Annotated in this window: 20 protein-coding genes; 2 read left to right on the top strand and 18 right to left on the bottom strand. The window is 65.5% G+C overall.

Annotation, left to right across the window (positions count from 1 at the left end; all coding sequences use genetic code 11):
• Positions 1–171: 171 nt before the first annotated feature.
• The 4 genes from WKW80_RS30130 to WKW80_RS30115 form a co-directional block, all read right to left on the bottom strand.
• Positions 172–627 (bottom strand): ExbD/TolR family protein, encoded by a 456-nt coding sequence (locus WKW80_RS30130; RefSeq protein ID WP_340367271.1) that lies wholly within the window; start codon positions 625–627, stop codon positions 172–174.
• A 2-nt stretch (positions 628–629) separates the two neighbouring features.
• Positions 630–1,322 carry a MotA/TolQ/ExbB proton channel family protein gene (locus WKW80_RS30125; protein ID WP_340367270.1) on the bottom strand — a complete coding sequence of 231 codons (693 nt, stop codon included), beginning with the start codon at positions 1,320–1,322 and terminating at the stop codon, positions 630–632.
• 192 nt (positions 1,323–1,514) lie between these two features.
• Positions 1,515–2,315, bottom strand: a complete 801-nt coding sequence (dapB, locus tag WKW80_RS30120; RefSeq protein ID WP_340367269.1) for a 4-hydroxy-tetrahydrodipicolinate reductase — start codon at positions 2,313–2,315, stop codon at positions 1,515–1,517.
• Positions 2,315–2,881, bottom strand: coding sequence for an outer membrane protein assembly factor BamE (locus WKW80_RS30115; protein ID WP_340367268.1), 567 nt, complete (start codon positions 2,879–2,881; stop codon positions 2,315–2,317). Before WKW80_RS30115 ends, dapB begins: the two co-directional genes overlap by 1 nt.
• A gap of 86 nt (positions 2,882–2,967) precedes the next feature.
• Between WKW80_RS30115 and fur the strand changes: the two genes are divergently transcribed.
• Positions 2,968–3,387 carry a ferric iron uptake transcriptional regulator gene (gene fur / locus WKW80_RS30110; protein ID WP_340367267.1) on the top strand — a complete coding sequence of 140 codons (420 nt, stop codon included), beginning with the start codon at positions 2,968–2,970 and terminating at the stop codon, positions 3,385–3,387.
• Between the two features lie 46 nt (positions 3,388–3,433).
• On the opposite strand, the gene hprK is transcribed toward fur, so the two are convergent.
• From hprK to WKW80_RS30090, 4 genes are all read right to left on the bottom strand, one after another.
• Positions 3,434–4,390 carry an HPr(Ser) kinase/phosphatase gene (gene hprK / locus WKW80_RS30105; RefSeq protein ID WP_340367266.1) on the bottom strand — a complete coding sequence of 319 codons (957 nt, stop codon included), beginning with the start codon at positions 4,388–4,390 and terminating at the stop codon, positions 3,434–3,436.
• Between the two features lie 223 nt (positions 4,391–4,613).
• Positions 4,614–5,081 (bottom strand): PTS sugar transporter subunit IIA, encoded by a 468-nt coding sequence (locus tag WKW80_RS30100; RefSeq protein ID WP_340367265.1) that lies wholly within the window; start codon positions 5,079–5,081, stop codon positions 4,614–4,616.
• 118 nt (positions 5,082–5,199) lie between these two features.
• Complete coding sequence (hpf, locus tag WKW80_RS30095) at positions 5,200–5,529, bottom strand: ribosome hibernation-promoting factor, HPF/YfiA family (protein ID WP_340367264.1); 330 nt, start codon at positions 5,527–5,529, stop codon at positions 5,200–5,202.
• A 313-nt stretch (positions 5,530–5,842) separates the two neighbouring features.
• On the bottom strand, positions 5,843–7,933 hold the full coding sequence (locus WKW80_RS30090) for an ATP-dependent helicase (RefSeq protein WP_340367263.1): 2,091 nt from the start codon (positions 7,931–7,933) through the stop codon (positions 5,843–5,845).
• A 174-nt stretch (positions 7,934–8,107) separates the two neighbouring features.
• Here WKW80_RS30090 and corA point away from each other — a divergent pair, with 174 nt between their 5' ends.
• Entirely contained in the window at positions 8,108–9,097 is a 990-nt protein-coding gene (corA, locus tag WKW80_RS30085) for a magnesium/cobalt transporter CorA (protein WP_340367262.1), read from the top strand.
• 204 nt (positions 9,098–9,301) lie between these two features.
• On the opposite strand, the gene WKW80_RS30080 is transcribed toward corA, so the two are convergent.
• From WKW80_RS30080 to WKW80_RS30035, 10 genes are all read right to left on the bottom strand, one after another.
• Entirely contained in the window at positions 9,302–11,644 is a 2,343-nt protein-coding gene (locus WKW80_RS30080; protein WP_340367261.1) for a xanthine dehydrogenase family protein molybdopterin-binding subunit, read from the bottom strand.
• Positions 11,645–11,761: 117 nt separating this feature from the next.
• Positions 11,762–12,181, bottom strand: coding sequence for a hypothetical protein (locus WKW80_RS30075; protein WP_340367260.1), 420 nt, complete (start codon positions 12,179–12,181; stop codon positions 11,762–11,764).
• A 27-nt stretch (positions 12,182–12,208) separates the two neighbouring features.
• A complete protein-coding gene (locus tag WKW80_RS30070) occupies positions 12,209–12,964 on the bottom strand; it encodes a 5'-methylthioadenosine/adenosylhomocysteine nucleosidase (RefSeq protein WP_340367259.1) in 756 nt (251 codons plus the stop codon).
• 131 nt (positions 12,965–13,095) lie between these two features.
• Positions 13,096–14,721 carry an ABC transporter substrate-binding protein gene (locus WKW80_RS30065; protein WP_340367258.1) on the bottom strand — a complete coding sequence of 542 codons (1,626 nt, stop codon included), beginning with the start codon at positions 14,719–14,721 and terminating at the stop codon, positions 13,096–13,098.
• Positions 14,722–14,769: 48 nt separating this feature from the next.
• Entirely contained in the window at positions 14,770–15,783 is a 1,014-nt protein-coding gene (locus tag WKW80_RS30060) for a peptide ABC transporter ATP-binding protein (protein WP_340367257.1), read from the bottom strand.
• The gene (locus WKW80_RS30055; protein WP_340367256.1) at positions 15,780–16,817 is read right to left on the bottom strand and encodes an ABC transporter ATP-binding protein; all 1,038 of its coding nucleotides are present in this window, start codon (positions 16,815–16,817) and stop codon (positions 15,780–15,782) included. Before WKW80_RS30055 ends, WKW80_RS30060 begins: the two co-directional genes overlap by 4 nt.
• A 142-nt stretch (positions 16,818–16,959) precedes the next feature.
• The gene (locus WKW80_RS30050) at positions 16,960–17,865 is read right to left on the bottom strand and encodes an ABC transporter permease subunit (protein ID WP_340367255.1); all 906 of its coding nucleotides are present in this window, start codon (positions 17,863–17,865) and stop codon (positions 16,960–16,962) included.
• Positions 17,862–18,866 (bottom strand): ABC transporter permease subunit, encoded by a 1,005-nt coding sequence (locus WKW80_RS30045; RefSeq protein ID WP_340367254.1) that lies wholly within the window; start codon positions 18,864–18,866, stop codon positions 17,862–17,864. The genes WKW80_RS30050 and WKW80_RS30045 overlap by 4 nt, the downstream gene beginning before the upstream one ends.
• A gap of 58 nt (positions 18,867–18,924) precedes the next feature.
• Positions 18,925–20,592 (bottom strand): long-chain-fatty-acid--CoA ligase, encoded by a 1,668-nt coding sequence (locus tag WKW80_RS30040; RefSeq protein WP_340367253.1) that lies wholly within the window; start codon positions 20,590–20,592, stop codon positions 18,925–18,927.
• Positions 20,593–20,711: 119 nt separating this feature from the next.
• On the bottom strand, positions 20,712–20,819 hold a 108-nt coding region (locus WKW80_RS30035), incomplete at its 5' end, for an NAD(P)(+) transhydrogenase (Re/Si-specific) subunit beta (protein ID WP_340367323.1).

Below are 20,819 nucleotides of genomic sequence, written 5' to 3'. Positions count from 1 at the left end.
CGCCCCCGAAGCGCCTGCGGCGCCTCCCCCTCGAGTCCCCTCGAGGGGGCGCACCCGGCGGCCCGGCAAAGCCGGTTCCGCGGGTGCCCACGAACAGACTTCGCCGTGCTCGTCCTGGGTTTCATGCGTCGCGGGTCGCGCGATAGCGTGGTGGAAGACTGAAATGATTGGTCAACGCGCAGGCGGTTCCGTTACAAACCCGATCCGGCTCAAACCTGCCTTGTTCGCAATCCCCATGAGCTGGACCACCTTGCCGTAAGGCACGGTCTGGTCCGCGCGCAACTGCACTTCGGTGTTGCGATCGTCGGCAGCCGCCTGCGTCAATCGAGCGGCCAATTGCGCATCGTCCATCGGCTCGTCGTTGAGGTACACCGCCCCCTTGGCGTCCACCACGAGGCTCACGAAGCGCGGCTCTTCGTTCGGCTGCCCCGCATCCGTCTGCGGCAAGTCGAGCCGGATCGAGCTGGCCAGCAACGGCGCCGTGATGATGAAGATCACCAGCAACACCAGCATCACGTCCACCAGCGGCGTCACGTTGATGTCCGACAGCGGACGCTGGCCGCCTGCCCCCATTGCCCGACCGCCGCTGCCGCTGCCGCTGCCGAGAGCGCTGCGCCCGAAAGGCATGTTCAGACCAGCATCGCCCCGGCCGGGGGCAACGCCGCGGCGGGCCGCTCGCCGAACACCGCCAGGAGGTCGTGCGCAAAGCCTTCCAGCTCCGCCTCGATGCGCCCGATCACACGACCAAACCAGTTGTAGGCCAGCACGGCAGGAATCGCGACGGCCAGGCCGGCGGCCGTCATGATCAGCGCTTCGCCGACCGGGCCGGCCACCTTGTCGATGGTGAAGGCGCCCGACTGCGTAATGCGAGTCAGCGCGTGGTAGATGCCCCAAACCGTGCCGAGCAAGCCGACAAAGGGCGCGGTCGCCCCGACAGTCGCCAGCAGGATCTGGCCCGCCGACACGCGCCGCATGGTGCCGTGCAGTGCCACGCGCAACACCCGTGTCAAACGCGCGTCTCGGGCGCCCGAGGCGCCGAGGCTGCCCTTCGCGGCCGGCGTACTGGTCATGCCCTGCAATGCGAGCACCGACGGCAACACCAGCGTATTGCGATCGAATGCCTTGACATGGTCCACCGCTTCATCGAGCGCTTGCGCCTGCCAGAAGGCCGCGACGCTGCGCAGCAAGTCACGCGTGCCGCCACGCAGGAACCAGGTCTTCCAGAGGATGACGACCCAACTGCCGATCGACATGGCGAGCAGCAGCGCGGTCACGCCGCGGCTGACACCGTCGCCCTGCATCAGTTGCTCGAGGAGGGTCATTCGGTGGCTGCGCGCCCGAAGGGCATCAATTCAGTTTTCCACCACGCAATCGCTTGGCCCGCGAAACGTGAAACCAGGACGAGCACGGCGAAGTCCGTTCGTGGGCACCTGCGGAACCGGCTTTGCCGAGCCGCCGGGCGCCCCCCTTCGAGGCCCTCGAGGGGGCGGTGCCGAAGGCGCTTCGGGGGTGTTTCATTTCAAGTCGAGAACGTCGAACATGTCGAACAGCCCGGCCTTCTTGTCCGCCAGGAAGCGGACCGCGCGCAGGCTGCCCTGCACGTAGGTCGCCCGGCTGGCCGACTTGTGCGTGATCTCGATGCGCTCGCCGATGCCGGCGAACAAGACGGTGTGGTCGCCCACGATGTCGCCGCCGCGGATCGCGGAAAAGCCGATCGTCGACGGATCGCGCTCGCCGGTGATGCCTTCCCGGGCATACACGGCGCAGTCCTTCAGGTCGCGGCCCAGCGCGCCGGCAATGACCTCGCCCATCTTGAGCGCGGTGCCCGAGGGCGCGTCGACCTTGTGCCGGTGATGCGCCTCGATGACCTCGATGTCGTAGCCCGTCGAGAGCGCCTTCGCCGCCATCTCCAGCAGCTTGAAAGTCACGTTGACGCCCACGCTGAAATTGGGTGACAGCACGATGGCGATGTCCTTCGCGAACTCGGCAATCTCGGCCTTTTGCGCGTCGCTGAAACCCGTGGTGCCGATGACCGCCTGAACGCCGAGTTCCCGGCACACGGCGAGGTGCGCCAGCGTGCCCTCGGGCCGCGTGAAGTCGATCAGCACCTGCGCGTTCTTCAAGCCTTCGCGCAGGTCGGAAACGATCGGCACGCCGGTGCTGAACCCGACAAAGGCGCCGGCATCCGTTCCGATGGCCGGGCTGGCGACGATGTCGAGCGCGCCGGCAAGCTGGCCGTCGTCCGTTCCACGGACGCCCTCGATCAGCATGCGGCCCATGCGGCCGGACGCACCGGCAATGGCAATGCGACGCATCAGCGAGCCGATGATTCGAGTGGCGGGTAGCTGGCCGGTAGCGGCGGGCGCTTGGCGAGCGGCTCGGCGGCCTTGTCCGGATCGGCGGGGGCGGCCTTCTTGAGTTGTTCTTCAGGAACCTCGAGCTCAGGCACCTTGCCGCTTTTGCGGCGAGTGTCGAGCGTGGCGACGAATTCTTCCTCGCTCGGCATCTCGTCACCCTCGAAACGGTCGAGCAGGTCGCCGTTGAAGTACAGCGTCAGGCGACGCTGCTGCGGCTCGACGCCCTGGCGCCGGATCGTGAAGACGTAGTCCCAGCGGTTGGCGTGAAACACGTCCGTCAGCAACGAGGTGCCGAGGATGTCGCGCGCTTGCTGGCGCGACATGCCGGGCTTGAGCGAGGCGACCTGTTCCTTGGACACGAAATTGCCCTGCACCACTTCGACCTTGTACGGCGTGACCGCCGTGAGCGCGCTGCGGGTGCTGTCCGAAACGCTGCTGCAGGCGCTCAGACTCAGGCACGTCAGCAGCGCGACGGCCAACGCGGCGGCCAGCGCGCCGGATCGGCAATGGGGGATCACGGGCATGGAAAAAGAGGGTAGCGATATGATCGAACCATTGTAGCGGCTGGCCCCCGGCGGACCGGGGCCGCACGGCCATCAGAGAAACCAACATGGCCAACATCGAAGAACTCAAGAATACCGGCCTGAAGGCCACGCTCCCGCGCCTGAAGATCCTCGAGATCTTCCAGACCGGCGGACAGCGACACATGACGGCGGAAGACGTTTTCCGCGTGCTCCTGAACGAGCATTCCGACATCGGTTTGGCAACGGTGTATCGAGTCCTGACACAGTTCGAGCAAGCCGGCATCCTGGAGCGCAGCCACTTCGAAAGCGGCAAGGCGGTCTACGAACTCAACGAAGGCAAGCACCACGACCACCTCATCTGCACCGGATGCGGCAAGGTCGAAGAGTTCTACGACTCCGAAATCGAACGCCGCCAGCAAATGGTCGCCAAGGACAAGGGCTGGATCCTGCAAGACCACGCCATGTCGCTTTACGGCCTGTGCGCCGACTGCACCAGCCGCAGGTAAAGCCGGGTAAACCCGGGCAAAGGCAGGTAACGAGGCGCGGGCGGCTTTAGTCCGCCAAGCCGCTTTCCATCGCCCTGTGGTGGCGAGCGACGAAGTCGGCATACGTGTCGATGCCGCGCAGCTGCAGGATCGAGTTTCGTACTGCCGCCTCCACCAGCACGGCGATGTTGCGCCCGGCCACCACCTGGATGATGACCTTGCGCACCGGCACGCCCAGCACGTCCTGCGTCAGCGGTGCCGCGGGCATGCGCTCGTAGTCGCGCTCGAAGCTGTCGCGACGCACCAGGTGCACGATGAGCTTGAGCCGCATCCGGCGGCGCACCGCCGTCTCGCCGAAGATCGCGCGAATGTCGAGCAGGCCGATGCCGCGCACTTCCAGCAGGTTCTGCAGGAGCTCGGGGCAGCGGCCTTCGATGGTGTTCTGGTTGATGCGGAACACATCCACCGCGTCGTCGGCCACGAGGCCGTTGCCGCGTGAAATGAGTTCCAGTCCCAGCTCGCTCTTGCCGAGCCCCGATTCGCCGGTGATCAGCACACCCATGCCCAGGATGTCCATGAACACCCCGTGCATCGAGGTGCGCTCGGCAAAGTGCTTGGAGAGATAGGCACGCAGCAGATCGATCACGAAGGCCGACGACTCCCGCGTGGCGAACAGCGGCAATTGCGCACGCTCGCAGATCGACAGCAATTCGTCAGGCGCGGACTGGGCGTCGGCCAGCACCAGCATCGGCGGCTCCAGCGTGACGATGCGCGCGATGCGGCGGATGCAGTCTTCCCTGGTGCCGCGCGTCAGGTAGGCAACCTCCCGCAGGCCGAGGATCTGCACGCGATACGGGTGGATGTAGTTCAGGTAGCCGACCAGGTCGGCGGCCGACTGCGCGCGGCTGATGACGTCCGGTTCGAACTGCCGCTCCGATGCGCCGAGTCCCGCCAGCCACTCCCAGCGAAGCGACCCGCGAAATTCCTCGAACATCGCGTCCGCGCTGATGACTGTGGGCTTCATGGGGAGTTGGAAAGAGGACGGCAGCTCGGAAGCTTGTTCCAAGAATACCGTGGAACCGGCTTTGACGGGCCACCGGTATTGCCCCCGGTGGGGGGTGGGAGGAGCGCACGCAGGGCGCGGAGCCTGGGGGCGAGCAACAGTCCTTCCGGGCCACCGGTATTGCCCCTGGCAGGGGGTGGGAGGAGCGCGCGCAGAGCGCGGAGCCTGGGGGCGAGCAACAGCTTCAGGCCACTTGCGCGGACTGCCAGCCAGCGATGAGCGCATGCAGGGCGCGCGCATCGGTGCTCGACTTGATCTTTTCGCGGAGGCTGGAATCACTCAGCAATTCGGCAATCTCGGACAGGATCTCGAGATGCTTCTGCGTGGCCGCTTCGGGGACCAGCAAGAAGATCAGCAGCACGACAGGCTGCTCGTCCGGTGCGTCGAAGCCGATCGGATCGGCCAGCTGGAACACGGCCGCCATGGGCGCCTTGAGGCCCTTGATGCGTCCGTGCGGTATCGCCACGCCATGGCCGAGCCCGGTCGAGCCGAGCCGTTCACGTGCGAACAGGCTGTCGGTGATCAGTGCGCGGCCGAGGCCGTGGAGGTTTTCGAACAGCAAGCCGGCCTCTTCAAAGGCACGCTTCTTGCTGGTAGCGTCGACGCTCACGAGTACTTGAGCGGGCGGCAGGATGGACGCGAGGCGATTCATGTTAGGGGCAGGGCGGGGGCGATTATGCACCGACCTTGCGAAAAGCAAAGGGCCGCCAAAAGGCGGCCCGCAAGAGTGTTTGCCCTGAGCCACTTTCAGCGGCTCAAATCAGCCCGCACTACATGACGCGCTTCGGTGCAGCGTGATGGTGATCCTGCAGGCGGTCCTTGTGACGCACCACTTGCCGATCAAGCTTGTCGACCAGTTCGTCGACCGCGGCGTAAAGATCAGCATGGCTCGACTCGGCGAACATGTCATTGCCCTTCACGTGGATGTTGCACTCGGCCCGTTGCCGGCGCTCCTTCTCCTTCTGCTTCTCAACCGTTAGCAACACCTTCACATCGACCACCTGGTCGAAGTGGCGGGTAATCCGATCAAGCTTGCTAGTGACATAGCTGCGCAGCGCTGGAGTGACGTCGAGGTGATGACCGCTGATCGTCAGATTCATGAATGACCTCCTGGGATGGACCGTTGGGGAAATTGACCTCGCCTCGGGATGAAGCGGGACCACGGGGAACATTGGATAGGGAGTGAAACGGGAGCGAAAAAGGCGAAAGATCGAGGATTGGAGGGAGTGGAAAAGTGAGGTGGTTGAAAAACCCGCGAGGGGTCTGAATCACTATGCCCCCCGTGTCACAGAATTGCAATCCCCGATTTGCCCCGAAATTCGTGACACATTGCACGCGCCGCAGGTAGTTACTATCGACCTCAACAACCCTGTAGTTGTTTTTTATCCGGTCCGCGCCTCTGTTGGCGCGCTGCTATTTCCAGGCGTTGCGCAGACGATTTCGAAGGTCGATGGCCGCGGCCGGCGGGGGCACGAAGACCGGACGTTCGGGCGGGGGCGGCCAAGTGACATGATCGAAACGGGCCGCGTCCGCCGCATCGATGAAGCGGGTGCGGCCGGCATACACATGGCGATCGCCCCGCGCGGCCTGCTGTGTCACGTAGAAGCGCTGCGGCACGACGAGGTGCAGGTGGTCGCGCGCGCGGGTCATCGCCACGTAAAGCAGCCGGCGCTCCTCTTCCAGTTCGGCCGCGCCTTGCGCCACATCGGCCGGTATACAGCCATCAACCACATTGAGCACATGCACCGAGCGCCATTCTTGGCCCTTGGCGGAATGGATCGTCGACAGGACCAGGTAGTCCTCGTCGAGCAGGGGCGGGCCGGCGCGGTCGCTGCTCGCGGAGGGCGGATCCAGCGTGAGTTCCGTGAGAAAGCTCTCGCGCGATGCATAGACCGATGCCAGCCGGGCCAACTGCTCAAGATCGCCGCGTCGCAAGCCGGCGTCGTCATGCAATCGCTCGAGGTGGGGCAGGTACCAGCGCAGCGCCAGTTCCACATCGGCCGGCCATGAAAGCCCAGGCGTGCGCAACGCGCAGTAAATGTCGGCAAAACGCTGCCATTCGACGCTCGCCGCGCGCGGTGGCTGGAAATCGCGCAGCGCCGCGCCCGGATCGGCCGCCTCGGCCATGGCGTCGAGCAGCCGCGAGGAAGTCGCCGGGCCGATGCCCGGGATGAACTGGAGGACTCGAAAGCCAGCCATGCGGCCGCGCGGGTTCTGCACGAAGCGCAGCACCGCGAGCAGATCCTTGACGTGGGCCGCTTCCAGGAACTTGAGGCCGCCGTATTTGACGAAAGGAATGTTGCGCCGCGCCAATTCAAGCTCCAGCGCGGCGCTGTGGCTGGAGGTGCGGAACAGCACGGCCTGCGACTTCAGCGCCAGCCCGCCTTCGCGGTGCGCCAGGATTCGGTCGGCCACCCAGGTGGCCTGCTGCGCCTCGTCGGGCACCAGCACCAGTTGCGGCCGGCCGGCAGAGGGCTTGTCCGTCCAGAGCGTCTTTGCATGGCGCTCGGAAGCATGCGCGATGACGGCATTTGACGCGTCGAGGATCGGTTGGGTCGAACGGTAGTTGCGCTCCAGCGTGACGATGCGCGCCGACTTCGTGAACTGGCCGGGGAAGTCGAGGATGTTGCGCACCGTGGCGCCGCGGAACGAGTAGATCGATTGCGCGTCGTCGCCGACCACCGTGACGCCGCAACCATCGGGCTTGAGCGCGATCAGGATCGCGGCCTGCAGGCGGTTGGTGTCCTGGTATTCGTCGACCAGCACATGATCGAAGCGCGAACTGACGAGTTCGGCCAGCGACGGCTCGCTCATCATCTCGGCCCAGCAGAGTAGCAAATCGTCGTAGTCGAGCAGGTTCTGCTGCTGCTTGGCCTCGACGTAGCCGCTGAAGAGCCGCTTGAGTTCCGCCGCCCATTCGGCGCACCACGGGAAGGCGTGCTTGAGCACGTCCTCCAGTGGCTCGCGCGTGTTGACGCAGCGCGAATAGATAGCGAGGCAGGTGCCCTTCTGCGGAAAACGCCGCGTGCTGGCGGAGAGCCCGATATCGTGCCGCACCAGCCCCATGAGGTCTTCGGCATCGCCGCGGTCGTGGATGGTGAAGTTCTCGTCCAGCCCGATCTGCGCGGCGTGCTCGCGCAACAACCGCGCACCGACGCCGTGGAAGGTGCCGGCCCAGGGCAACGCTGGCGGCGCCTCCGATCGCAGGCCCAGTACGCGAGCCACCACTTGCCCCGCGCGCTTCTCCATTTCCTGCGCCGCCCGACGCGAAAAGGTCAGCAGGAGGATGCGCTGGGGATCGGCGCCCTTGGCAATGAGGCTCGCGACGCGATGGGCCAGCGTGCTGGTCTTGCCCGACCCTGCGCCGGCAATCACCAACAAGGGCTCGGAGGCGGAGTACGCAACTGCTTCGCGCTGCTCTTCGTTGAGCGCGGCCAGCACCGCCGCCAACCGTTGTGCAGGCGTTTCATCGGCAAGGGACGGGGCTTCGGCGAGCAGCGACATGGGAACCGTACTGTACATCCGTCCAGCCCGCAAAAAGACTGTCGCGCATAGACGGCCTCGTTCGCGAAGGCGCCGCAGACCCATGCGGCGGCCGGAACGCGCCGCAGCCGGGAGCGCGAACCGAACTCCGCCCGACTCGGGAGCGAGCAACACCTTCAACAGATAATTCGCGCCATGCTGAATATCTTCACGCTTGCCAACGGCCGCCTGGTCCAGGAAGAAATCGAGTCGCTGGAGGAGTTGTCGAAGTTCCAGCCGATCTGGGTGGACCTCGAATCGCCTTCGGTCGAAGAAAAGCGCTGGGTGAAGCAGTATTACGGACTCTCGATTCCCGAAGACGCGATGGACGAGGACATCGAGGAATCCGCCCGTTTCTACGAAGAAGACAACGGTGAGCTGCACATTCGCAGCGACTTCCTGATTGATGACAGCGAGGACCCGCGTTCAGTGCGCGTCGCCTTCATCCTGAACCAGCACAATGTCGAGTTGCGCAGCCGTGGCGTGCTGTTCTCGATCCATGACGAGGACGTGCCGGTGTTCCGCCTGGTGCGCATGCGCGCACGCCGTGCGCCAGGGCTGATCGAGGACGCCAAGGAAGTGCTGCTGAAGCTGTTCGACGCCGATGCCGAATACTCCGCCGACACGCTGGAGAACATATACGACGACCTGAAGAAGGTCAGCGAGAAGGTGCTGCGGGGCAACATGACCGACGCATTGGCGAGCGAAGTGCTCGGCGAGATCGCGCGCCATGAGGACTTGAACAGCCGCATCCGCCGCAACGTGATGGACACGCGTCGCGCCGTGAGCTTCATGATGCGCAGCAAGATGCTCAGTGCCGAGCAGTTCGAGGAAGCGCGCCAGATCCTGCGTGACATCGAATCGCTCGATAACCACACGGCATTCCTGTTCGACAAGATCAACTTCCTGATGGACGCGACGGTCGGTTTCATCAACATCAACCAGAACAAGATCATCAAGATCTTCTCGGTTGCCAGCGTGGCGCTGCTGCCGCCGACGCTGGTGGCGAGCATCTACGGCATGAACATGAAGTTCCCGGAGCTGGAAGTCCTGGGGGGTCTTTCGTATCCGTATGTCGTGATCATGATGGCGGCGAGTGCGCTGGTTCCAATGTGGTACTTCGGGCGCAAGGGCTGGCTTTCTTAGGCTCGCCCCCAGGCTCCGCGCACTTCGTGCGCTCCTCCCACCCCCTGCCGGGGGCAACACCGACGGCCCGGCGAAGCCGGTTCCGTGGTGTTTCACGAAAGGGGCAGGGCGAGTCGGGGGGCTCGTCCCATCCCCTGCCGGGGCAACACCAGCGGTCCGGCGAAGCCGGTTCCGCGGTGTTTCACGAATGGATCTGCGCCGGGGTCAGGCGTGCATCAGGGACCAGAGCCGCGTGGGGCTCAGGGGCATCTGCAGCAGCGGCGCCTTGGCCGCGTAGCCATTGCGCGCGAGTGCGTCGGCCACGGCGTTCACCACGGCCGGGGTCGCGCCGATGGTGCCGAGTTCGCCGACACCCTTCACGCCGAGCGGATTGTTCTTGCACGGCGTCGACTGGTCCATCTCGGTCTTGAAGTCGGGCGCGGTACGGGCCACGGGCATCGCGTAGTCCATGAAGCTGCCGGTGAGCGGCTGGCCGGTTTCGGGGTCGTAGACGATCTGTTCCAGCAAGGCCTGGCCGATGCCCTGCACCGCGCCACCATCGAGCTGGCCACGCACGATCATCGGGTTGACCACGCGGCCGACGTCGTTGACCGAGGCATAGGCGACCACCTCGACGTCTGCGGTCAACGGATCGACCTCGACCTCGGTGATGTGGCAGCCGTTCGGCCAGGTCGGGCCGGCGACGGTGCTCGTCGAGTCCATGAAAATGCGATGGTCGGGCTGCTTGCCGGCCAGTTCGAACAGGCCGATCTGGAGGTCGGTGCCGGCGACGGTGAAGTTGCCCTCGGCATACTTGACGTCCTCGGGCGCGGCCTCGAGTTCCTTTGCCGCGAGGCCCCGCGCGTGCTCGATGGTCCGGTCAGCGCCCACGCGCACGGCCGAGCCGCCGGTGAAGATCGAGCGCGAGCCGGCGCTGCCGAAGCCGTCGCCACGGTCGGTGTCGCCGAGCACCACGCGAACCTTGTCGAGCGGCACGCCGAAGGCATCGACCACGAGTTGCGCGAGCGAGGTGGCAATGCCTTGACCCATCGCATTGACGGCAGAGAACACTTCGATGACGCCATCGGCGAGCACCGACACGGTCACGCGTTCCTCGAACACGTTGCCGCCGGTCCATTCCAGGAAGGTCGCGATGCCGAGGCCACGCAGTTTGCCGCGTTGTTCCGATTCGGCGGCGCGCGCTTCGAAGCCGGTCCAGTCGGCGAGGGCGAGGCCCTGGTCCATCACGTGCTCGAACCGGCCGGTGTCGTAGGTCTGGCCCATCGGGTTCGTATAGGGCATCTGCTCAGGCTGGATGAAGTTGCGCCGGCGCAGTGCGATTCGGTCCATGCCCAATTGGCGCGCGGCCTCGTCCATGAGGCGCTCCATGTTGTGGATGGCCTCGGGTCGGCCGGCGCCGCGGTAGGCGCCGGTGGGCGCGGTGTTGGTCATCACCGCCTTGAAATGGAAGTCGATGGTCTGGATGTCGTAGATGCTGGTCTGCACCCACGGCCCGATCAGCAACTGGATCGCGACGCCGACGCCCGTCCCGTAGGCGCCCACGTTGGCCAGCGAATGCACCTTCAGCGCGAGGATCCTGCCGTCGGCGGCCAGCGCCAGCTCGGCGTCGACATGCACGTCGCGCCCGTGCGTGGTCGATAGGAATTCCTCGCTGCGGTCGGCGATCCACTTGACCGGGCGCTCGAGCGCGCGCGCGGCGAACACCACGACGGCATCCTCGGGGTACATGCCGGTCTTCATGCCGAAGCCGCCGCCGACGTCGGGCACGCGCACGCGGATCTGGTCGCGCGGGATCTTGAGCACGGCATCGCACAAGGTGTCGCGCACGCCCGATGGCATTTGCGTGCTCATGTGGATCGTGGTACGGCCGCTGGCCTTGTCGAAGTCGGCCAGGATCGAGCGCGGCTCGATGGTGACGGCGGCGAGGCGCTGGTTGACGATGTTCAGCTTGACGACGTGCGCCGCCTTGCCGAAGGCGGCCGCCGTGGCCTCGGCATTGCCGTGCCGCATTTCCGCGGAGATGTTGTCCGGCGCCTCGTCGCACAGCACGGGCGCGCCGGGTGCGATAGCCAGCACGGGATCGATGACCATCGGCAGCGCGTCGTAGTCGATGAACACCGCCTCGGCCGCATCGCGTGCCTGCTGCAGCGTTTCGGCAATCACGGCAACCACTGGCTCGCCGACGAAGCGGACGCGCTCATGGGCCAGGGCGCGGCGCGGTGCGGAGGCGGCAGCGCTGCCATCGGCCCGCACGAAACCCGCCACGCCCGGCAAAGCCTCGACGCCCGCCGCCACGAGGTCCGCACCGGTGATCACCTTGAGCACGCCGGGCATCGCAGTCGCGCCAGCCGTGTCGATCGAGACGATGCGCGCATGCGGGTGCGGCGATCGGGAAAAGGCGAGCTGGGCCTGCGCCTCGACGCGGATGTCGTCGGTGTAGCGGCCGAGGCCTGCCACCAGCGTGTCGTCCTCGATGCGACGCACGGCCTGGCCGCTGCCAAAACGGCCGGCGCCCGCAGGGGTGGGGGTAGAGACAGAAGTGTTCACGGCATCAACCTCGTCAATCAATGGCCCGGGCGGCCAGCGCACGGACTTTGCCACGAAACCGGGCCGCCATGGAAATGATGGCTGCTGAAGACATCGAAGGATGCATGCTGCGACGCTTCAGGATTCCTCGCTGAGGCTGGGTCGCACCCACCGCCAGGTGACTTCCGCCGCGTGGACACCTGCGACAAGGCTGCCCGGATCGGGAAACGGCTGCCCTTCCTCGACGTAGGCCGTGCGGTTCCAGACGTTGAAGGTGCGCGCCTGGGGATGCCGGGCGTCCACGCTGGCGATCCATTCGCCGGTTCCGGGGCACAAGGCCTCGCCGTTGCAGGCGCGAACGTGCCCCTTTTCGGTTTCGGGCGTCAGCGCCTGGATGCCTGCGATGGCCAGGCTGGCGAGCAACCCGATGCCGGCCCCGGCGAGTGTGAAGACGATGGTGGCGAGTGCACCGATGACCGCGCCAATGCCAACGCCGCCCCGTTCACTCAGGTAGTAGCCGATCAGTGCCCCGGCGAGGGGGAACAGCAGGAACTTCATGCCGGCTCGTGAGATCGCGCAGTCCGTTCACGGCGGCAGCATCGGTAGCAACGCTGCGATGAGTGCGCGTGCCTGCCGCCCGGCCACTTGCGCGAGATACGCCGGAAAGTCCACATGCGCCTGGTCGTCCGCACGGTCCGAGATGTTGCGCACGGCGGCAAACGGCACGCCATAGTCGTGGCAAACCTGCGCGACGGCGGCGGCTTCCATCTCGACGGCCATTGCATCGGGCAGCGCCGCGCTCAGCGCGTGCGCCTCATCCGCACGCGACACAAAGCGGTCGCCGCTGATCAGCAAGCCTCGATGAACACGCGCAGCGTCGATGCCGAAGCGGGCCAGTGTTTCTGCGTCGAAGAGCACCGCCGTGCTGGTGGACGGATCGCGCGCAGCCGCCAGGAGCCGCTCGACAAGCTGCTCGTCAGCCGCAAAACGCGAACGCCCATACAGCGGCACTTCATACCGCGGAAACAGCGGCGACGCGTCCATGTCGTGCTGCATGAATTCGGTGCCGATGACCGTATCGCCAACCCGGACATCCGGATGCAACCCACCCGCCACGCCCGTGAACACGATGCGCCGCGCGTTGAAGCGCTCGACCAGCACCGCTGCCGTCGTGGCCGCGGCCACCTTGCCGATGCCCGACAGCGCGAACACCACAGGCCGCCCCAGCCATTCGCCCGCATGAAAATCGCGCCCCGCATGCCGCACGACCCGCAGCGCATCCATCTGCGCCGCAAGCCCCTCCTGCTCCTCGGGCAGGGCACTCAGCACCGCAGTCGTCACGACGGCGCTGTCTTCACGGGAAACACCGCGGAACCGGCTCTGCCGGGCCGCTGGTGTTGCCCCCGGCAAGGGGTTGGAGAAGCGGCACGAAGTGCGCGGAGCCTGGGGGCGAGCAACATCCTTCTGGGGGCTTACTTGATATCCACGCCGTAGAACGTGTGGCGGCCGAACGGGCTCAGCTTGAAGTCAATCACTTCCTTGCGCACCGGCTTCAATTGCACGGCATGCGCGATGGTGAACCACGGCGCCTGCTCCTTGAAGATGACCTGCGCCTTCTTGTAGAGCGCGTCGCGGTCGGCCTGCTTGGGCACGTTCTTGGCTTTCAGCACCAGGTCTTCATACGGCTGGTAGCAGAACTTGGCGACGTTCGAGCCGTTCGCCTGCGCCGACGCGCATCCCAGCAGCGTGTACATGAAGTTGTCCGGATCGCCGTTGTCGCCGGTCCAGCCCAGCATGCCCATCTGATGCTCGCCGTTCTGCATGCGCTTGCGGTACTCGCCCCATTCGAATGTCTTGATCTCGGCCTTGACGCCGATCTTGGCCAGGTCGGCCTGCATCAGCTCGGCGATGCGCTTGGCGTTGGGGTTGTACGGGCGCTGCACGGGCATGGCCCACAGGTCGGTGGTGAATCCATTGGCGAGGCCTGCGGCGGCCAGCAGCTTCTTCGCGCCTTCGGGGTCGTACGGGTCGTCCTTGACCGCGTCGTTGTACGACCACATGGTCGGCGGAATCGGGTTCTTGGCGGCGACGCCGGTGGTCAGGTAGACGCCGTCGATAATGGCCTTCTTGTTGATCGCCATGTTGACGGCCTTGCGCACGCGCACATCGTCGAACGGCTTCTTCTGCGTGTTGTAGGCGAGGTAGCCGACGTTGAGGCCGGCTTGCTCCAGCACCTGCACGGACGGATCCTTGCGGATCGCTTCGAGGTCGGCTGGGTTCGGGTACGGCATGACATGGCACTCGCCCTTCTGCAGCTTGGCCCAGCGCACCGAGGCGTCGGGCGTGATCGAGAAGATCAGGTCGTCGATCTTGGCCTTGCCGTCCCAGTACTGCGGGAACGCCTTGAAGCGAACCACCGCATCCTTCTGGTACTGCACGAGGTAGAACGGGCCGGTGCCGACCGGATCCTGGTCGATCTTCTCGGGCGTGCCGGCCTTGAGCATCGCGATCGCGTATTCCTTGGACTGCACACCGGCGTAGGGCATTGCCAGGTTGGCGAGGAACGGTGCCTCGGCCTTGTTGAGCACGATCTTGATTGTGTAGTCGTCGATGCGGTCGACCGACTTCAGCAGCTTGGGCATGCCCATGTCATTGAAGTAGGAGTGATTCTGGCTGGTGACCTTGAAGTAGGGGTCGTTTTCTTTCCACTGGCGCTCCATCATGAAGATCACGTCGTCGGCGTTGAGGTCGCGCGTCGGCTTGAAGTTCTTGTTGGAGGTGTGCCACTTCACGCCCTTGCGCAAGTGGAAGGTGTATTCGGTGCCGTCGGCGGAAATCTCCCATTTCTCGGCGAGGCCCGGCACGACCTTGGTGCCGCCACGCTCGAACTGGACGATGTTGTCGTAGACCTGCGTGGTGACGTCGAAGGAGGTGCCGGTGGTGTTGACCGCGGCGTAGAAGTTCTCGGGGCTGCCTTCGGAGCAAAAGACCAGCGTCTTTGCAGCCGCTGCGCCGCAGGCGAGCGCAAGCGCGGTCGGGACGATCAGTGTGGCAGCGACGCGGGCGCGGCGCGCGAACACGTTGGACTTGGCTTTCATTGCGAGAACTCCTTCAGACGAAAAAGGGAAAGGGCTGCCTGCCAGCCTTCAGGCCGGCGCAAGCTGCGGATTATGGACAGCGCCAATGGCGGCGCCGTCCAGGAACTTCTCGGCGTGGTGGCAGGACACCATGCGCTCGTCGAGCAAACGCAACACCGGGCGCTCGGCGCGGCAACGGTCGGTCGCATGCGCGCAACGCGTGTTGAACACGCAGCCCGGGGGTGGGTTCAGTGGCGACGGCAATTCGCCTTGCAGCACGATGCGCTGGCTGGTGGCCAGGCCCGGTGTCGACGCCAGCAGGGCTTGCGTGTACGGATGCAGCGGCCTGGCAAAGATGCGCGACTTGGCGCCCTGCTCGACCACATGGCCGAGGTACATCACCAGCACATCATGGGCGATGTGGCGCACCACGCCGAGGTCGTGCGAGATGAACAGGTAGGCCAGGCCGAGTTCGTTCTGCAGATCGGCCAGCAGGTTCAGCACCTGCGCCTGGATCGACACGTCGAGCGCCGACACCGGCTCGTCGGCCACCAGCAGGCGCGGCGACAACATCAACGCACGCGCGATGGCGATGCGCTGGCGCTGGCCGCCGGAGAACATGTGCGGATAACGGTTGGCATGCTCCGGCCGCAAGCCGACGCGCGACAGCATTTCGCGCGCCCTTGCCGCGCGCTCGGTCTTGCCGAGCGTGGTGTTGATGGAGAGCGGATCTTCCAGCACGGCCGAGATCTTCTTGCGCGGATTGAGCGAGCCGTAGGGGTTCTGGAACACCAGCTGCACCGCTTGCCGCAATTCGCGCTTGCGCTCGGACGGCGGGTCGACTGCATCCATGCCCACCAGCGTGAGCTTGCCTGCAGTCGGCTTTTCGATCAGCGTGACCATGCGCGCGAGCGTCGACTTGCCGCAGCCCGATTCGCCGACGACAGCCAGCGTGCGACCGCGTTCCAGCTTGAACGAGACTTCGCCTACGGCCTGCAAGTGCGCAGGCGCCCTGAACATGCCGCGCCTGATGTCGTAGACCTTTCGCAGGCTGGTGGCTTCGGCGACGATTTCCGTCGTCATGGCAACGCCTCCACCGGTTGCGGTCCATCCCGCTGGATCAGTACCGCGCGGTCGGGATCGCCGAGCGCATAGTGGCAGCGCACCTCGCCATCCTCCCGGGCCTCGCTGCCCGCGATCGGGCGCAGTTCCGGACGCACGGCACGCGAATGGGCGGTGGCATAGCTGCAGCGCGGCGCGAACAGGCAACCGGCCGGCCGGTCATGCACGCCGGGCACGACGCCGGCGATGGTGGCCAGGCGTTCTTCGGGCGCAGCGCGCTCGGGCAAGGCCGCGAGCAGCGCCTCGGTGTAGGGATGTTGCGGTCTGGCGAAGAGGCGGTCGACGCGCTGCTGTTCCACCACCTGGCCCGCATACATCACGGCCACGCGCTGTGCCATGTCGGCCACCACGCCCATGTTGTGCGTGATGAGCACCAGCGCCATGCCGCGCTCTTTCTGCAGGCCGCGCAGCAGGTCGAGTATCTGCGCCTGGATCGTGACGTCGAGCGCGGTGGTCGGCTCGTCGGCGATCAACAGGCGCGGGTTGCAGGCAATGGCCATCGCGATCATCACGCGCTGGTTCATGCCGCCCGAAAGCTGGTGCGGGAACGAATTGATTCGCGATGCAGGCGCCGGAATACCGACCTGCTCCAGCAACTCGATCGCGCGCTTGCCGGCCTCGCGCTTGTCGAGATTCAGATGCAGGCGCAGCGTCTCGACGATCTGGAAGCCGATCGTGAAGCACGGATTGAGGCTTGTCGTCGGCTCCTGGAAAATCATCGCCACGTCCTTGCCGACCAGCTTGCGCCGCGCGCGATCGGAAAGCCCGAGCAGGTCTTGCCCGGCGAAGCGCAGATGCTGCGCGCGCACCTTGCCTGGCGAACCGATGAGTCCCATCAGCGCCATCATCGTGACGCTCTTGCCCGAACCCGACTCGCCGACGATGCCGAGCACCTCGCCTTCGTCGACCCGCAGGCTCACGCCATCGACGGCGTGCATGATGCCGCCCTGCGTGGGGAACTCGACGTGGAGATCCTGGATTTCAAGCAGATTCATAAGCTGCCCCCCGAGGGGGCGCGAGCTTGCTTGAAGCGGTTCTGCGCTGCGCTGACTTGCCCCCACGCTCGGCACTTCGTGTCCTCGCTGCCCCCCGAGGGGGCGCGAGCTTGCTTGAAGCGGTTCTGCGCTGCGCTCATGGCTACCTCTTCAGCTTCGGGTCGAGCGCATCGCGCAAGCCGTCGCCCACGAGGTTGAAGGCCAGCACCGCAGCGAGGATCGCCAGGCCCGGGAAGGTCACGACCCACCATGCGCGCAGGACGAACTCGCGGGCGTCGGCGAGCATCGTGCCCCACTCCGGCGAAGGCGGCTGCGCGCCCAGGCCGAGAAAGCCGAGTGCGGCGGCGTCGAGGATCGCGGTCGACACACCAAGAGAGGCCTGCACGATCAACGGCGCAGCGCAGTTCGGCAGTACTTCGCGGAACATCAGCCGCAGCAGGCCCGCACCGCTCAACCGCGCAGCCGTGACGTAGTCGCGCGAGACTTCCGTGATGACCGCCGCGCGCGTGATACGCACGTAATGCGGCAGCACCACGACTGCCACCGCGAGCATCGCGTTGATGAGTCCCGGGCCAAGAATCGCAACGATGACGATGGCCAGCAGCAGGCTGGGCAGCGTCAGCACGATGTCCATCAATCGCATGATCGCGATCTCGACGATTCCGCGGGAGAAACCGGCGATCAGGCCGAGCGCGATCCCCACTGCCATCGACAACGCGACCACCGCAATGCCGATGGAGAGGGAGAGCCGCGAACCCCACATCAGGCGCGACAGGATGTCGCGGCCGATGGCATCGGTGCCGAGCAGGAACTGCATCGATCCGCCCTCCTGCCACGCCGGCGGCCGCAGGAAGGCCGCGCTGTCGGTCTGGTTCGGTGCATGCGGCGCGATCCACGGCGCCATCACGGCCACCACCAACAACACGCCGATGACGGCCAGCCCCATCACGGCGCCCTTGTTGGCCGAGAACGAGGTCCAGAACTCGCGCCACGGACCGGGTGGCGCGGATGCGGTCGTGGCAACCGGCAACGATGCGGACGCGCTCATTTCCTGATCCTCGGATTGATGACGCCATAGGCGACGTCGACCAGCAGATTGACGACCATCACGATCACGCCCAGCAGCAACATGCCGCCCTGCAGCACCGGGTAGTCGCGCCGGCCGATCGCCTCGATCAGCCACTTGCCCACGCCGGGCCAGGAGAAGATGGTTTCGGTGAGGATGGCGCCGGTGAACAGTACGCCCACCTGCAGGCCGATCACGGTCACGACCGGAATCAGTGCATTGCGCAGCGCATGCAGCGCCACCACGCGGAATTTCGACAGGCCCTTGGCGCGCGCGGTGCGGATGTAGTCCTCGCCGAGCACTTCGAGCATGGCCGATCGCGTCATGCGCGCGATCACCGCGAGCGGATTGGTGCCGAGCACGATGGCCGGCAGGATCAGGTGCTGCAGTGCCGACCAGAACGCGCCCGGCTCATCGGCCTTCAGCGAATCGATCAGCAGTAAGCCGGTGGTCGGCTCGATGAAGTACTCCACCGCGATCCGCCCCGACACCGGCGTCCACCCCAACTGCACCGAGAAGAACAGGATCAGCAGCAGGCCCCACCAGAAGATCGGCATCGAATAGCCGGTGAGCGACACCGCCATCACGCCATGGTCGAACACCGAATTGCGCCGCACCGCCGCGATGATGCCGGCCGGAATGCCCAGCAGCAGCGCGAAGAGGATGGCGCAGACCGCCAGTTCGACCGTGGCCGGAAACAGCGACAGGAACTCCCCCATCACGGGCTCCTGCGTGATCATCGACTTGCCCAGGTCCCCATGCAGCACGCGCGCGACGTAGATGCCGTATTGCGTGATCAGCGGCCGGTCGAGTCCATAGGCCTTGAGCAATTCGGCATGGCGCGCCGGGTCGATGCCACGCTCGCCCGCCAGCGTTTCGATCGGGTCGCCCGGTACCAGCCGGATCAGGAAAAACGCCAGCAACGTCATGCCGATGAAGGTCGGCACGAGCAGGCTCAGGCGCGTGAGAATGAAACGAAGCATCGCCGGCAACTATGCAAGTCCAATGCCGCCCTTCGTCCCCGGCGGAACCCTAACTCAACTAACGCAGTTCGCGGCGCAGGATCTTGCCGACTGGCGTCTTTGGCAGGTCGGTACGAAATTCGATGATGCGGGGCTGCTTGTAGCCCGTGAGATTGGCACGGCAGAAATCACGCACCTGCTGCTCGGTAAGATCCGGTGACTTCTTCACGATCACCAGCTTGACGGCCTCGCCGGTCTTCTCGTCGGGCACGCCGACCACGGCGCATTCGAGCACGCCGGGCATCGTGGCCACGACGTCTTCGACCTCGTTCGGAAACACATTGAAACCGCTGACGATGACCATGTCCTTCTTGCGGTCGACCACCTTGAAGAAGCCGCGCTCGTCCACCGTGCCGATATCGCCGGTCTTGAAGTAGCCATCGGGCGTCATGACCTTGGCGGTTTCGTCCGGGCGCTGCCAGTAGCCGGCCATGACCTGCGGGCCCTTGATGGCGATCTCGCCGCGCTCGCCGTGCGGCACTTCGATGCCGTTGTCGTCGAGCAGCTTCACATAGGTGCTCGGCAGCGGCACGCCGATGGTGCCGGAGTATTCCTTGCTCGTGGTCGGGTTGCAGGTGACCGACGGCGAGGTTTCGGACAGGCCGTATCCCTCCACGATCGGGCAGCCGGTCTTCTCCAGCCAGAGCTTGGCGACGGCGCCTTGCACCGCCATGCCGCCGCCGACCGATACCTTGAGGTTGCGCCAGTTCACCAGGCCGAAGTCCGGGTGGTTCGCGAGGCCGTTGAACAGCGTGTTGACCGCAGGGAAGCTGTGGAAGGTGTGCTTCGACAGTTCCTTCAGCACCGAATGCAGATCGCGCGGATTCGGAATCAGGATGTTCTTTCCGCCAGTGCGCATGCCCAGCATCATGTTCACCGTGAAAGCGAAGATGTGATAGAGCGGCAGGGCGCACACGCTGGTCGGCTGCTCACCGGCCGCGATGGTGCGCATCGCGGGGTCGTTCCACGCCTCGGACTGCAGGACGTTGGAGATCACGTTGCGATGCAGGAGCACCGCACCCTTCGACACGCCGGTGGTGCCGCCGGTGTATTGCAGCAGGGCCACGTCATCCGGCCCGATGGCGTGCTTGTCGAGCTTGCGCGCGCTGCCCTTTTCGACCGCGTCGTTGAAGCGCACGGCGCCGGGCAGGCTGAATTCCGGCACCATCTTCTTGACGTTGCGCAGCACGTAGTTGACCAGCATGCCTTTCAGGAAGCCGAGCTGGTCGCCCATGGCACACAGGACGATGTGCTTGACCTGCGTGGCGGCCAGGCACTTCTGCAGCGTGGCCGCAAAGTTCTCGATGATGACGATCGCCTTCGCGCCCGAGTCCTTGAGCTGGTGCTCGAGTTCGCGCGGCGTGTAGAGCGGGTTTACATTGACCACCACCAGTCCCGCTCGCAGCACCGCCGCCATCGCGATCGGGTACTGGGGCGTGTTCGGCATCATCAGCGCGACGCGGTCTCCCTTCACGAGGCCGAGGTTCTGGAAGTAGGCCGCGAGCGCCGCGCTCATCTTGTCGGTCTGCGCGAAGCTCAGGTCCTTGCCCATGAAGCTGTAGGCCACGCGGTCGGAGTAGCGCGAAAAGCTCTCCTCCATCAATGCCACCAGCGAGGTGTATTGCGAGCCGTCGATGTCGGCAGGCACGCCTTCCGGATAGCTCGCGAGCCAGGGACGATCGGTCATTTCTTTGTCTCCAAAAACGGAAAATGCACGCGCCGCCCCGCGGGGCTTGCGCATGCCTGTATTAGATCAAAGCCGGGAGGGAGTCGACCGGGCGATGTCAGCCCGGCGACAGGGACCGATTACTCGATCGCCTTGCCCATGTCCTCGACCACCTTCTTGGCGTCGCCGAAGACCATCATGGTCTTGTCCATGTAGAACAGCTCGTTGTCCAGCCCGGCGTAGCCCGC

The organism is Variovorax humicola (assembly GCF_037889915.1).
GTDB lineage: Bacteria > Pseudomonadota > Gammaproteobacteria > Burkholderiales > Burkholderiaceae_C > Variovorax > Variovorax humicola.
The sequence above is the reverse complement of the archived record's forward strand: the minus strand, read 5'-3'. Positions and strand labels throughout refer to the sequence as shown.

Excerpts from the sequence above, each read along its gene's own strand:
- WKW80_RS30130 (WP_340367271.1), bottom strand. The coding sequence starts at position 627 with ATGCCTTTCGGGCGCAGCGCTCTCGGCAGCGGCAGCGGCAGCGGCGGT.
- WKW80_RS30125 (WP_340367270.1), bottom strand. The coding sequence starts at position 1,322 with ATGACCCTCCTCGAGCAACTGATGCAGGGCGACGGTGTCAGCCGCGGC.
- dapB (WP_340367269.1), bottom strand. The coding sequence starts at position 2,315 with ATGCGTCGCATTGCCATTGCCGGTGCGTCCGGCCGCATGGGCCGCATG.
- WKW80_RS30115 (WP_340367268.1), bottom strand. The coding sequence starts at position 2,881 with ATGCCCGTGATCCCCCATTGCCGATCCGGCGCGCTGGCCGCCGCGTTG.
- fur (WP_340367267.1), top strand. The coding sequence starts at position 2,968 with ATGGCCAACATCGAAGAACTCAAGAATACCGGCCTGAAGGCCACGCTC.
- hprK (WP_340367266.1), bottom strand. The coding sequence starts at position 4,390 with ATGAAGCCCACAGTCATCAGCGCGGACGCGATGTTCGAGGAATTTCGC.
- WKW80_RS30100 (WP_340367265.1), bottom strand. The coding sequence starts at position 5,081 with ATGAATCGCCTCGCGTCCATCCTGCCGCCCGCTCAAGTACTCGTGAGC.
- hpf (WP_340367264.1), bottom strand. The coding sequence starts at position 5,529 with ATGAATCTGACGATCAGCGGTCATCACCTCGACGTCACTCCAGCGCTG.
- WKW80_RS30090 (WP_340367263.1), bottom strand. The coding sequence starts at position 7,933 with ATGTCGCTGCTCGCCGAAGCCCCGTCCCTTGCCGATGAAACGCCTGCA.
- corA (WP_340367262.1), top strand. The coding sequence starts at position 8,108 with ATGCTGAATATCTTCACGCTTGCCAACGGCCGCCTGGTCCAGGAAGAA.
- WKW80_RS30075 (WP_340367260.1), bottom strand. The coding sequence starts at position 12,181 with ATGAAGTTCCTGCTGTTCCCCCTCGCCGGGGCACTGATCGGCTACTAC.
- WKW80_RS30065 (WP_340367258.1), bottom strand. The coding sequence starts at position 14,721 with ATGAAAGCCAAGTCCAACGTGTTCGCGCGCCGCGCCCGCGTCGCTGCC.
- WKW80_RS30060 (WP_340367257.1), bottom strand. The coding sequence starts at position 15,783 with ATGACGACGGAAATCGTCGCCGAAGCCACCAGCCTGCGAAAGGTCTAC.
- WKW80_RS30055 (WP_340367256.1), bottom strand. The coding sequence starts at position 16,817 with ATGAATCTGCTTGAAATCCAGGATCTCCACGTCGAGTTCCCCACGCAG.
- WKW80_RS30050 (WP_340367255.1), bottom strand. The coding sequence starts at position 17,865 with ATGAGCGCGTCCGCATCGTTGCCGGTTGCCACGACCGCATCCGCGCCA.
- WKW80_RS30045 (WP_340367254.1), bottom strand. The coding sequence starts at position 18,866 with ATGCTTCGTTTCATTCTCACGCGCCTGAGCCTGCTCGTGCCGACCTTC.
- WKW80_RS30040 (WP_340367253.1), bottom strand. The coding sequence starts at position 20,592 with ATGACCGATCGTCCCTGGCTCGCGAGCTATCCGGAAGGCGTGCCTGCC.